Below are 11,435 nucleotides of genomic sequence, written 5' to 3'. Positions count from 1 at the left end.
GCTTTTTAACCTGAAGCGATCCAGATTTCCATTTTATTATCCAATTATATACAATGGTAATATTGAGTTTAATTGGAAATCATAGAATGCTAGATTTCAGGGGGATGGACGGCGTCATGTTGAGAATGCTGAAGAAGATGGACGGTGTGATTCTTTTTGTAATGCTGCTGCTCATGATTATTAGTGTATTTGCGATTTACAGCGGGACGCAGACAGATGCCAACCTGGCGAATCACCATGTCAAAACGCTGTATTTCTATGTGGCCGGGTTCATTGGAGTGCTCGTGATCGGGCTTGTGAATTACAAGTTATACGTGAAATATGCGTTTTATTTGTATGGCTTGGGCATCATACTGCTAATCCTGGCCAATGTTCTGGGCAGTTCGATCAATAATGCCAACGGCTGGCTGAAGCTGGGGGACTTTTCTTTTCAACCGGCAGAGCTGTTCAAGATGATTCTGATTCTGTTCCTTGCCCATTTGATCGTGAAGAGGCAACGAAGCACGCTGGAGTTCTGGAGAGATATTGTGCCCATTGGCTGCTGGGCGTTTATTCCATTTGCCCTGGTTATGGCTCAGAATGATTTGGGTAATGCACTGGGATATGTGGTGATTCTGGCTTCAGTGTTCTGGATCGGGAACATGAGGCTGAAGCATGCATTGATTGGGCTGGCAATTGTGGGAGTGGCATTTTTTGGCTTTGTCAAAGCCTATACCTTCTACCATGACGAAGTGTTCACCTTTCTTGAAAAGGTAAAGCGGGAGCATTGGGCGGAGCGGATTGATCCATGGCTTGTACCGGAAAAAGCTACCTCTAAGGCTTCCTGGCATACCAAAAATGCAGGCTTAGCCATCGGATCAGGGGGCATTATCGGTAAAGGTTATTTGCAAGGAACATCCGTTCAGAGTGGACGAGTCCCCTATACGTATTCTGATTCCATTTTTGTCGTAATCGCAGAGGAGTTTGGCTTTGTCGGTGCATCCATATTGATTCTATTGTACTTTATCCTAATCCACCGCATGGTGCTGATTGCTCTGGCATGCAGAGATCGCGCTGGACCCGTCATCATTGTAGGCATTATTGGAATGTTATTGTATCAGGTGTTTGAGAATGTGGGGGCGTTCCTCGGGCTGATGCCGCTCACAGGCATTACGTTGCCGTTCATCAGTTACGGGGGAACCTCTTTGCTCATTAATATGGCTTGTATTGGGGTGGTCATGAGCATTAAATTATACGGGCAAGAAGAGGAGGATGAGCTTCTGATGGGGGAGCAGCAACCCCGGTTGTCCGAACGTTTATGGAATATGCTCAAGAAAGAGAAAAGTGCTGTGTAACTGTTGAGTCGGTGTAGGTGAAAAGTAAAGCGGTGGGACGTATAACGAGATTGTAATTAGAAATGGAGAGGTTGATTTGCCCTGTAATCAGGTGCAGATCGGCCTTTTTAACATGACTGGTGAGCGAATGTAAATGAGAGAATTGATGTAGTAGATTTATTGCAAATGCTAGGTTTACTTCCGGTTCTTCGGGGCATACTGATAGACATGAGAGAGTTGCAGGCAACGTGATCAGAGAGCCGAGGGGGAGAATGGAATGAACAGACGAATTGTAAAGCAAATTGGACTTATTATTGTATGTCTTATGATGATTATCATGATGTGGGAAGGTCAGAAGACGGATGCAGCTGTGGCGGCCACAGCGATTCCGGAACAATCGATTCGCTTGCGGATTCTCGCAAACTCGGATGCACCGGGAGATCAATTGGTGAAACGCGAGATTCGAGATGCAGTCGTTGCACAGATGGGTGAGTGGGTAGCCGAGCTGGAGAATCCGCAAAGTCTGGATGAAGCGCGCAAGGTAATCCGTGAACATCTGTCCCAGATTGAGGATCGGGTAGGAGAAGAGCTGGCCAGTCGCGGTTTGAATTATGAGTATCAGGTGGAATTGGGTTCTGTTCCGTTCCCAACCAAACTATATGGTGGCACCGTGTATCCTGCGGGAGATTATGAAGCTGTTCGGATCACGCTGGGCGAAGGAAAAGGTCAGAACTGGTGGTGTGTGTTGTTCCCGCCGCTGTGCTTCATTGATGCAGGGACCGGGGATGCACTGGCGAAACCTTCAACCGTATCCGCTGCAGCGGCTGAACCTGGAGATGCAGAGGCATCTGTGCAGGGAGATACACCGGAGGCGAGATTCTTTCTGTGGGACATGGCTGTGAAATTATGGAGTTGGGTCACTGGATTATTCGCATAACAATGCATTAGTGATATCAATAAGGGCGACTTCGATTCAGGAAGTTGCCCTTTACATATGAATTGGTGGAGAAGTTACAGTGAGACTTATGCGTGGAACGAAGTGCGAAGGGCATCCGAGGCGGGACAGGTATGTTATAATTACTTATATTGAAGATGTATGTGAACTAACCTACTTGAAGTTTAGGAATGATGATATATGAGCAGAGAAAACGAACCTTGGCAACACACCTCTGAGATGAGGGATGGTAGAGAAATCCGTAATACGAAAGCTCCGGGAGAACTGGTTACCGAGATGTGGGATGTACGCGTCTTGGTGAGCGCTGAGAATGATCATGGAATGGGTAATATTAATGGGTTGGATGTGAAAAAGGGGAGCCCCGATCAACAGGCGCTCGACGACTTGCAGGCTGCCGCAGCCTGCATTCGTCAAGGTCAGACGGTGGCCTTTCCGACCGAGACGGTCTATGGCCTGGGTGCTGATGCGCGTAGCACAGCAGCCGTGGAGGCTGTATTTGTCGCCAAAGGCCGACCTTCCGACAATCCACTGATTGTGCATATCGCGCACCGTGACCAGTTGGATGCGCTGGTCACGGAAGTGAATGAAACGGCAGAAGCGCTGATGGCGGCCTTTTGGCCGGGACCATTGACGCTCGTGTTGCCGGTTAGGCCGGGGGCGGTGTCCCCACGAGTCACCGCCGGTCTGGACACGGTGGCCGTGCGCATGCCGGACCACCCGGTGGCCTTGCAGTTGATCGCGGCGGCGGCATGCCCTGTGGCTGCGCCAAGCGCCAACCGCTCCGGGCGGCCAAGCCCGACACTCGCGTCTCATGTGCGCGAGGATCTGGATGGCCGCATCGGCGGCATCGTGGACGGCGGCCCCACCGGGGTGGGCGTCGAGTCCACGGTCGTGCAGGTCGGTGACGACGGTACCGTCACCATCCTGCGCCCTGGCGGCATTACGGCGGAACAGCTGTCCGCCGTTGCCGCCCGTGTCGCCACGGACCCCGCGCTACTCGCGGAGGGGTTCGATGGCGTGGGCAGCCCGGCGCCGCGCTCGCCCGGCATGAAGTACACGCACTACGCACCCGCAGGGGCGCTGTGCGTGGTAGAGGGGCCGCCCGCAGCGGTGGTGGCCTGGATCAGCGCCGCCATCGCAGAGGCGGCGCAGCGCGGAGAGCGCACCGCGGTGCTGGCGTTCGCCGAGCACGCGGAGCAGTACCGCGCCGATGCCGTGTTCTCGCTGGGTGACGCCAGCGAGCTGGAAGAAGCAGCGCGCCGGCTATACGCTGCGCTGCGCAGCTGCGATGAGCAAGGCGCCACATATATTGTGGCTGAAGCCTGCTCGCGCGAAGGGCTGGGTGCAGCCGTCATGAATCGGCTGCTCAAGGCTGCAGGTAACCAACTCATACAAGTTGGCGACCAGCAACCCTCCTAACCTCTCCTGATCATACAGTCAGGAGAGCAATCACCCTTTTTTCAAAACAATTTCAAGATATCTATAAAGCCAGCATCGAATTCCATAGATCCGTCATCGTTTACCTTTCATCGGTCATGTTTAGGTCCTTGTCCGCATATCGTGTACAAGAACCTTTACGTGACTTGGGGGTATGGGGATGTGGGATGTGTCTGCCCATGTAGGGCAGTTGGTAACTATTTTGATCATGGCTGTTGCGCTGGGCCTTGATGCGTTCTCGCTCGGAATCGGAATTGGCATGAAGGGCATTCGACTGAGGGATGTATTACGGATCAGTACAGTAACAGCGCTGTTTCATATCATCATGCCGCTCATCGGCATGTATATGGGCAAATACGTCAGCTCGCTGCTCGGTGACATTACGACTTATGCGGCGGGTGGATTGCTTGTTCTACTGGGTGGTCATATGATTCTGAATGCATTCCGCGAAGGCGATACCAAGCTGGTGGACCACCGTTCCCTGCTCGGCGTTGTTTTGTTTTCACTCAGTGTAAGTGTGGATTCATTTTCCGTTGGCGTTTCACTGGGAATGTTTAGTAGTAATCTGATTTTGACGGTCCTTGCCTTTGGTGTGTGTGGCGGGGTGATGTCGGTAATGGGGCTGCTATTAGGCCGCCGGGTGAGTCAGAATCTTGGTGATTACGGCGAAGCTATTGGTGGCGCAATCTTGCTTGCGTTCGGACTTTTGTTTATATTCTAGAATAAAACGTGAGTAATCATATCATTCGCATCATATGTAAAATGGGGAGGCTAACACAATGAAACATATTTTATTCGTATGTACAGGAAATACGTGCCGCAGCCCCATGGCAGAGGGGCTTTTGCGAAAATTGGCATCGGAGCGCGGTATTCAGGTAGAGGTTCGTTCCGCAGGTGTGGCAGCAACATCGGGTATGCCGATCTCCCGTCATGCGGAAGCGGTGTTGAGAGATCATAACGTGGAAGGACCACCTCATTCCACACAACTTAGCTCCAATCTAGTAGGTTGGGCTGACTTGGTTCTTACGTTAACACGGAGTCACAAGCAACATGTCATGCAGGTTTTTCCCGACTCCGTCCACAAAACCTATACATTGAAAGAGTATGTGGAGGATGATGAACAGGTATTAAATGATGTCCAGGAGTTGGACAGCCTGTTTGCGACGCTGGAGATGAAACGTGCCCTTGGGCAAGAGATCCTGGCATCGGAGCGTGAGCGAGCCATTGAGATCAGACAACGAATTCCAAGTTTCGATATCTCCGATCCGTTTGGGGGAAGTCGTGATGATTACAATATAGCGGCGGCTGAGATTCGGACTGCATTGGATCGGCTTTTGGATAAGCTGGGATAATTCTGATCCTGCGGGGCAGGTTATAGAAACAGGACACGTGATGTAAATTAACCGTTGATTTTAGACGCGGGTTGTTTTATGATGAAGGGGAAAACAGGGATCCGGTGTAACTGGCGACGAAGTGGGCATAACCACGATGGAGCACCGGAACAAACGGCCGGTCGCCTGGGCAAAAGAGCAATTCTGCGTTACCCGCAGACTGCTCTTTTTTTCGTCTTTCATCTGATTATTCGCTATAATAGTACCTGAGATGCCGTGCAAGAATACGAAGGACAGCCAAGAGAAAGCAGGCATGATTTTATCGGGAGGCGATGATAGGATGACTATAGAGTTAGATTCGGAACAACCCGGATTGCAAGAACAGACCGCATCCATTCTGCATGAACTGGCGCTAGCCGGACAGCTTGGACCTGGACAGATCGTTGTGATCGGTACAAGCACAAGTGAAGTCGCAGGCGAGCGAATTGGTACAAGTGGTGCCATTGAAGTGGCGCAGCAGCTTCTTGCGGGTATACGCGAGGTGCAGGAGGAGTTCGGTTTTGACACGGTATTCCAATGTTGTGAGCATCTGAACCGTGCGCTGGTAATGGAACGTTCTGTGCTAACTCGTCTTGGATTGACTGAGGTTGGTGCAGTACCCGTGCCCAAGGCCGGAGGTTCCATGGCATCCGCAGCATATCGTTCGCTGACCGATCCATGCCTGGCTGAACATGTGCAGGCCCATGCTGGCCTGGATATTGGGGAGACGATGATTGGAATGCATCTCCGGCATGTAGCCGTACCCTATCGTACAGCGCTCCGCTATGTTGGAGATGCTCGTGTTACCACAGCGTTGACTCGTCCGAAGTTGATTGGCGGCGAACGCGCGGTGTATCGTATGGAAGAGCAACCAGATTCGACATTTTGTGACTAACATATAAAGCGAGACTAATTGGGTTACACTCCTGACTTTGATTGCATCACCATCTTCCGATCGCTGTTATCCCCAGATTTTTTTATTCCCTATTTAAAGGGGAAATCCGGTGATAGCCTATGCTTCGGAGTAGCTTTCTAAAGAAAGCTTTTAGGCGACCACTTCGTTTCTTCAGATTGGTGTTGCACTCGCCGTTTTCGTGTAAACATTAGTTTCACTTTATAATTCACTTATACCTGGGAGGAATTTAATCATGGAACAATTGCGCAAGAATGACCCGGCAGTACTGGAAGCGATGAATCTTGAACTAAAACGTCAACAGAACAACATTGAGCTGATTGCATCCGAGAACATCGTAAGTGAAGCAGTAATTGAAGCACTGGGATCTGTTCTGACCAACAAGTACGCTGAGGGATATCCTGGCAAACGTTACTACGGCGGTTGTGAGCATGTGGACATCGTTGAAGACATCGCACGTGACCGTGCAAAAGAATTGTTCGGAGCAGAACACGTGAATGTTCAGCCTCACTCCGGTGCACAAGCGAACATGGCAGTATATCTTGCAGCATTGAAACCTGGTGATACTGTACTTGGTATGAACCTTGCCCATGGTGGACACCTCACACACGGTAGCCCGGTTAACGCATCCGGTTTGCTGTACAACTTCGTAGCATACGGCGTACAGGAAGATACATTCCTGATTGATTATGATGAAGTACGCAAAGCAGCTTTCAAACACCGCCCTCGTCTGATCGTTGCAGGTGCAAGCGCATATCCGCGTACCATTGATTTTGAAAAGCTGGCTTCCATCGCCAATGATGTAGGCGCTTTGTTCATGGTGGATATGGCTCACATCGCCGGACTGGTTGCTGCTGGTTTGCATCCAAACCCGGTTCCACATGCGCATTTCGTAACAACAACAACACACAAAACGCTGCGTGGACCTCGTGGTGGTATGATTCTGTGCCGCAAAGCATGGGCAGCAGCCATTGATAAAGCTGTATTCCCAGGTTCCCAAGGTGGACCTCTGATGCACGTGATCGCTTCCAAAGCGGTAGCATTCGGAGAAGCTTTGCAACCTTCGTTCAAAACATATGCACAGAATGTCGTGAAAAACGCACAGGTTTTGGCTGAAACACTGATCGCTGAAGGATTGAACATCGTTTCCGGTGGTACAGATAACCACTTGATGCTGATCGACACACGCAGTGTGAACATCACAGGTAAGGAAGCTGAGCATGTGCTTGATTCCATCGGTATTACCGTGAACAAAAATGCAATTCCATTCGATCCTACTAGCCCGTTTGTAACGAGCGGTATTCGAATTGGTACACCTGCTGCAACTTCCCGTGGCATGAACGAAGAAGCGATGGTAGCGATCGGTAAGATCATTGCCAAAACACTGAAAAATCCAAAAGATACGGCGAAGCTGGATGAAGCTCGTGCAGAAGTGACTGCACTGACAGACCAATTCCCGCTCTATACCGACCTTAAATACTAAAAAAACGTTGCTCATGCTGCTTTCTTTTGAGTTTTTATAAATTGGAATACAAAAGACGAAGCTGGCAGAATGCAACCGGAGAAGCGAAGCGCTCGCCTTTATCCCATGATTTTCTCCTTTTATAGGAGAATCAAAAAAATCAGGGGATAACAGCGGTCGTAGGTGCAATCTGTTTGCGGAGCATCACTTGTATTCATATTTTTCCCACTCAATGACATAACAGCATGAGCAAAACAGGACCGGATGGATCATTTTCCGGTCCTGTTTTTTATAGGATTCGGTATTCTGTAATGATTGGGTGCCCTTTGATGGTGTAATTCGTTGTTGGTGATGATATAATATACAGGATTTATCGAGCCCATGAATGGTGGCTAGGTATATTTGGAAATGCTGAACATGAAGAACTTACCGGAGGGACAAATTAGATGGGAAAATTAGTAATATGTGATCACCCTTTGATTCAACACAAACTGACGTTTATACGCGACATGCGTACGAATACGAAAGATTTTCGTGAATTGGTGGATGAAGTAGCAACGTTGATGGCTTATGAGATTACAAGAGATGTTGAACTGGAAACGATTGATGTACAGACACCTGTAGCTGCAACACAAGGTAAAGTCATCTCTGGACGTATGCTCGGACTGGTGCCGATTCTGCGTGCAGGACTCGGAATGCTGGATGGCGTTGTGAAATTGTTGCCAGCGGCAAAAGTTGGACATGTTGGTCTGTTCCGTGACCCGGAAACACTGCAACCGGTAGAATACTACACCAAACTGCCTACAGACGTGACAGAGCGTCAATTGATCGTAATTGATCCGATGCTTGCGACTGGCGGTTCGGCAATTGCAGCCATTGACGTGCTCAAAAAACGCGGCTGTACTCAAATTAAAATGATGAACCTGGTGGCAGCGCCGGAAGGCGTCAAAGCTGTACAGGATGCACATCCTGATGTGGATATCTATGTAGCAGCATTGGACGACCGTCTGGATGATCATGGTTATATCGTTCCAGGACTTGGAGATGCAGGAGACCGTCTATACGGCACTAAATAAGCATATTTTCATGCTTGTAAGAGGTTCGGAACTTATAGAAAAGGGGCTTTGCTCGAATGTCCAACAAAATTAAAGTCATGACGATCTTCGGGGTGCGTCCGGAAGCCATCAAGATGGCTCCGCTTATTTTGGAATTGCAAAAACATCCCGAGTCTATTGAATCCATTGTTTGCGTAACTGCGCAGCATCGCCAAATGTTGGATCAGGTACTTGAAGTTTTCGACATTCATCCCGATTATGATCTGGATGTAATGAAAGACCGCCAGACATTGAACGAAATTACGATTCGTGTACTTGGTGGTCTGGAGCCGGTATTAGCTGAAGCCAAGCCGGATATTGTACTGGTTCACGGGGATACATTGACTACCTTTGTAGCGAGCTACGCAGCATTCCTGCAACAGATTCAGGTAGGGCATGTGGAAGCGGGACTGCGGACGTGGAACAAGCTGTCTCCATATCCGGAAGAGATGAACCGTCAGCTGACGGGAGTACTGGCTGATCTACACTTTGCGCCTACGGATTGGTCTTCTTCCAATCTTGCCAAAGAAAATAAATCGGAGTCTAGTACGTACGTCACAGGCAACACGGTAACCGATGTGTTTCAATATACAGTACGGGAGGACTACACGCACCCGGTACTTGATTGGGCCCAAGGCAAACGCCTTGTGCTGATGACAGCTCATCGCCGTGAATCTCAAGGCGAGCCTCACCGCAACATTTTCCAGGCCGTCAAACGGATTGCCGACGAATTCGAAGATATTGCCATCGTGTACCCGGTGCATCCAAGTCCTGCTGTGAAGGAGCCGGCTCACGCGATTTTGGGGAATCATCCCCGTATTCAATTAATTGATCCACTAGACGTGGTGGATTTGCATAACTTTTACCCGCATACTCACTTGATTTTGACCGATTCAGGCGGTTTGCAGGAAGAAGCGCCTTCGTTTGGTGTGCCTGTGCTCGTATTGCGGGATACAACAGAACGCCCGGAAGGTATTGAAGCTGGAACGCTGGAATTGGTAGGTACCGAAGAGGAACGTGTATATGAACGGACCAAAGCTCTGCTTACAGACGAAACACTGTATGCAAGCATGAGTCAGGCTGCCAATCCATACGGTGATGGACATGCTTCGGAAAGAATTGTCAATGCGATTTTGCACCATTTTGGTGTAAATAGTGAGCGTCCGGAATCATTTCACAGAAAATTCAAAAAATAATACTTTTTTTCTGACGGATTTATAAAGGGCAAGCATACAGTTAAACTGTACGGTTTACGCGGGTTTATGGGCTTTGAGGGTCTATATTCCCGTCGTTTTACCCTTTAAAACGCTAAAATCATTCAATTGACAAAGGCTCTCATCATTCAGTAAAATTAACTGGGATTGCAAGGGTGGCGTGGAAAATGGCCGATTCGAACAAACCAAATTCATCCCGTAACCATGACGATAACGTGTGGAAAGCAATGGGACTCGTGACAGCATTTGGGATCGAGATTGCCATTCTCGCTGTTGCCGGATATTACGCTGGCTCCTGGTTGGACAAGACCATCGGAGGTAACGGAATATGGATCGCCGTAAGCGTTCTCTTTTTTCTTGCGGCAGGCGGTGTAAGCATCTACTTTATCGCGAAAAAAGTCATGGGGGAAAGTGATGAGTGAACTAACCAGATACCGCAGATCGATGACTGTTTTCATCATGTACTTTCTTATGATTTGTTTTCTCGCAGCGGCCTTTATGCCACGTGTGGAGACAATTGCTTTGGGACTGGCCCTGGGTACAGGAGTTAGCTGGATCAATGCATTTTACTTGGGCTACAAAGTAAGGAAAATGTCTGATGATGCGGCAGAAGGTAACTTGAAGCGTGTGAACCTGGGATTTTTGACAAGAGCGGCACTCGCTGTGCTCGGTATATTCATATCGATGCGCTTTCCGCAGTACTTCAATACATATGCGGTTGCAGGCGGTCTCGTCATTGCACAATATTCCTTACTGATTATAGGGATTGTCCATTCCCGCAGAGCAAAATGATGTTAGGTGCTGCAGCTTTCAAGTCGAGAAAGGGGTGAGAAAAATATGCATGAAGCTCCAATTATTATGCTTGGCGGATTTCGACTGGATCTATCGGTTCTGTTGATGCTGGTTGTTACAGGTGCAATTGTTTTTATATTTGCTGTATTGGCAACAAGAAGATTATCCGTTGAAAACCCCGGCAAGCTGCAAAATTTTATGGAGTGGGCAGTAGAATTCGTCCGCAATCTGATTTCCAGTACAATGGATATGAAGAAAGGTAAACATTTTATCTCTCTCGCTCTTTCCATGATTATGTTCATTTTTGTAGGGAATATGCTCGGTCTTCCGATCGTGGCTGTATCTGAAGTAACAGATGTTAATCAGGCACAGGTATTCGGTCAGCCGATTGTTACAGCGGTGGAAGCGTTTGAAGAAGCGCATGCCAAGGACCCGGAAGCACACCCGCACGTTGAACTGGCATGGTGGAAATCACCGACAGCCGATCTGTCTGTAACAATGGGACTTGCTCTGGTAGCGTTCCTTGTATCTCATGGACTCGGATTGTTCCGCAACACGAAAGGCTATCTCCAGCATTACCTCAAGCCATTCGCCTTGTTCTTGCCAATCAACTTGATTGAGACGGCATCCAAGCTATTGACACACGGTATGCGTCTATTCGCGAATATCTTCGCGGGTGAGGTACTGATCGCAACGATCCTGAAACTGACCACATTCAAAGTGTTTGGTGCTATTGCAGCGATTCCGCTACTAATGGTGTGGCAAGGCTTTAGTATCTTTATCGGCGCGATCCAGGCATTTGTGTTTGTTATCTTGATGATGGTGTACATTTCACAGAGCATCGAGACGCACGACGAGCATTAAGTTTCAAGCCCTACGAAGATT

At 48.9% G+C, this 11,435-nt stretch carries 12 protein-coding genes and 1 riboswitch; all 12 genes read left to right on the top strand.

Going from position 1 to position 11,435, the window contains the following annotated elements; translation table 11 throughout:
• Window positions 1–116 precede the first annotated feature (116 nt).
• Window positions 117–1,334, top strand: a complete 1,218-nt coding sequence (locus FS628_RS18675; RefSeq protein WP_145324441.1) for an FtsW/RodA/SpoVE family cell cycle protein — start codon at window positions 117–119, stop codon at window positions 1,332–1,334.
• A 256-nt stretch (window positions 1,335–1,590) separates the two neighbouring features.
• A complete protein-coding gene (gene spoIIR, locus FS628_RS18670; protein ID WP_145324439.1) occupies window positions 1,591–2,250 on the top strand; it encodes a stage II sporulation protein R in 660 nt (219 codons plus the stop codon).
• A gap of 237 nt (window positions 2,251–2,487) precedes the next feature.
• A complete protein-coding gene (locus FS628_RS18665; protein ID WP_440131298.1) occupies window positions 2,488–3,687 on the top strand; it encodes an L-threonylcarbamoyladenylate synthase in 1,200 nt (399 codons plus the stop codon).
• 178 nt (window positions 3,688–3,865) lie between these two features.
• Window positions 3,866–4,426, top strand: a complete 561-nt coding sequence (locus FS628_RS18660; RefSeq protein ID WP_145324435.1) for a manganese efflux pump MntP — start codon at window positions 3,866–3,868, stop codon at window positions 4,424–4,426.
• A 58-nt stretch (window positions 4,427–4,484) separates the two neighbouring features.
• Window positions 4,485–5,057: a low molecular weight protein arginine phosphatase gene (locus tag FS628_RS18655; RefSeq protein WP_062836957.1), complete on the top strand. Its 573-nt coding sequence runs from the start codon at window positions 4,485–4,487 to the stop codon at window positions 5,055–5,057.
• A 96-nt stretch (window positions 5,058–5,153) separates the two neighbouring features.
• Window positions 5,154–5,235, top strand: a riboswitch (ZMP/ZTP riboswitch).
• Between the two features lie 141 nt (window positions 5,236–5,376).
• Complete coding sequence (locus tag FS628_RS18650; protein ID WP_145324433.1) at window positions 5,377–5,970, top strand: TIGR01440 family protein; 594 nt, start codon at window positions 5,377–5,379, stop codon at window positions 5,968–5,970.
• Window positions 5,971–6,223: 253 nt separating this feature from the next.
• On the top strand, window positions 6,224–7,471 hold the full coding sequence (gene glyA / locus FS628_RS18645; protein WP_165980299.1) for a serine hydroxymethyltransferase: 1,248 nt from the start codon (window positions 6,224–6,226) through the stop codon (window positions 7,469–7,471).
• A gap of 425 nt (window positions 7,472–7,896) precedes the next feature.
• Complete coding sequence (gene upp / locus FS628_RS18640) at window positions 7,897–8,526, top strand: uracil phosphoribosyltransferase (RefSeq protein WP_017691929.1); 630 nt, start codon at window positions 7,897–7,899, stop codon at window positions 8,524–8,526.
• Window positions 8,527–8,582: 56 nt separating this feature from the next.
• The gene (gene wecB, locus FS628_RS18635; protein WP_145324431.1) at window positions 8,583–9,740 is read left to right on the top strand and encodes a non-hydrolyzing UDP-N-acetylglucosamine 2-epimerase; all 1,158 of its coding nucleotides are present in this window, start codon (window positions 8,583–8,585) and stop codon (window positions 9,738–9,740) included.
• A gap of 185 nt (window positions 9,741–9,925) precedes the next feature.
• Complete coding sequence (locus FS628_RS18630) at window positions 9,926–10,180, top strand: AtpZ/AtpI family protein (RefSeq protein WP_145324430.1); 255 nt, start codon at window positions 9,926–9,928, stop codon at window positions 10,178–10,180.
• Complete coding sequence (locus FS628_RS18625) at window positions 10,173–10,550, top strand: ATP synthase subunit I (RefSeq protein WP_145324428.1); 378 nt, start codon at window positions 10,173–10,175, stop codon at window positions 10,548–10,550. Before FS628_RS18630 ends, FS628_RS18625 begins: the two co-directional genes overlap by 8 nt.
• A 45-nt stretch (window positions 10,551–10,595) precedes the next feature.
• Window positions 10,596–11,414, top strand: a complete 819-nt coding sequence (gene atpB, locus FS628_RS18620) for a F0F1 ATP synthase subunit A (RefSeq protein ID WP_145324426.1) — start codon at window positions 10,596–10,598, stop codon at window positions 11,412–11,414.
• Window positions 11,415–11,435 lie beyond the last annotated feature (21 nt).

This window comes from Paenibacillus xylanexedens (genome assembly GCF_007676705.1).
Taxonomy (GTDB): domain Bacteria; phylum Bacillota; class Bacilli; order Paenibacillales; family Paenibacillaceae; genus Paenibacillus; species Paenibacillus xylanexedens_C.
The sequence above is the reverse complement of the archived record's forward strand: the minus strand, read 5'-3'. Positions and strand labels throughout refer to the sequence as shown.

What these genes read in the sequence shown, in the direction of transcription:
- FS628_RS18625 (WP_145324428.1), top strand. Translation starts at nt 10,173, where the DNA reads ATGAGTGAACTAACCAGATACCGCAGATCGATGACTGTTTTCATCATG.
- FS628_RS18655 (WP_062836957.1), top strand. Translation starts at nt 4,485, where the DNA reads ATGAAACATATTTTATTCGTATGTACAGGAAATACGTGCCGCAGCCCC.
- FS628_RS18665 (WP_440131298.1), top strand. Translation starts at nt 2,488, where the DNA reads ATGAGGGATGGTAGAGAAATCCGTAATACGAAAGCTCCGGGAGAACTG.
- FS628_RS18650 (WP_145324433.1), top strand. Translation starts at nt 5,377, where the DNA reads ATGACTATAGAGTTAGATTCGGAACAACCCGGATTGCAAGAACAGACC.
- spoIIR (WP_145324439.1), top strand. Translation starts at nt 1,591, where the DNA reads ATGAACAGACGAATTGTAAAGCAAATTGGACTTATTATTGTATGTCTT.
- atpB (WP_145324426.1), top strand. Translation starts at nt 10,596, where the DNA reads ATGCATGAAGCTCCAATTATTATGCTTGGCGGATTTCGACTGGATCTA.
- FS628_RS18675 (WP_145324441.1), top strand. Translation starts at nt 117, where the DNA reads ATGTTGAGAATGCTGAAGAAGATGGACGGTGTGATTCTTTTTGTAATG.
- FS628_RS18630 (WP_145324430.1), top strand. Translation starts at nt 9,926, where the DNA reads ATGGCCGATTCGAACAAACCAAATTCATCCCGTAACCATGACGATAAC.
- upp (WP_017691929.1), top strand. Translation starts at nt 7,897, where the DNA reads ATGGGAAAATTAGTAATATGTGATCACCCTTTGATTCAACACAAACTG.
- glyA (WP_165980299.1), top strand. Translation starts at nt 6,224, where the DNA reads ATGGAACAATTGCGCAAGAATGACCCGGCAGTACTGGAAGCGATGAAT.
- wecB (WP_145324431.1), top strand. Translation starts at nt 8,583, where the DNA reads ATGTCCAACAAAATTAAAGTCATGACGATCTTCGGGGTGCGTCCGGAA.
- FS628_RS18660 (WP_145324435.1), top strand. Translation starts at nt 3,866, where the DNA reads ATGTGGGATGTGTCTGCCCATGTAGGGCAGTTGGTAACTATTTTGATC.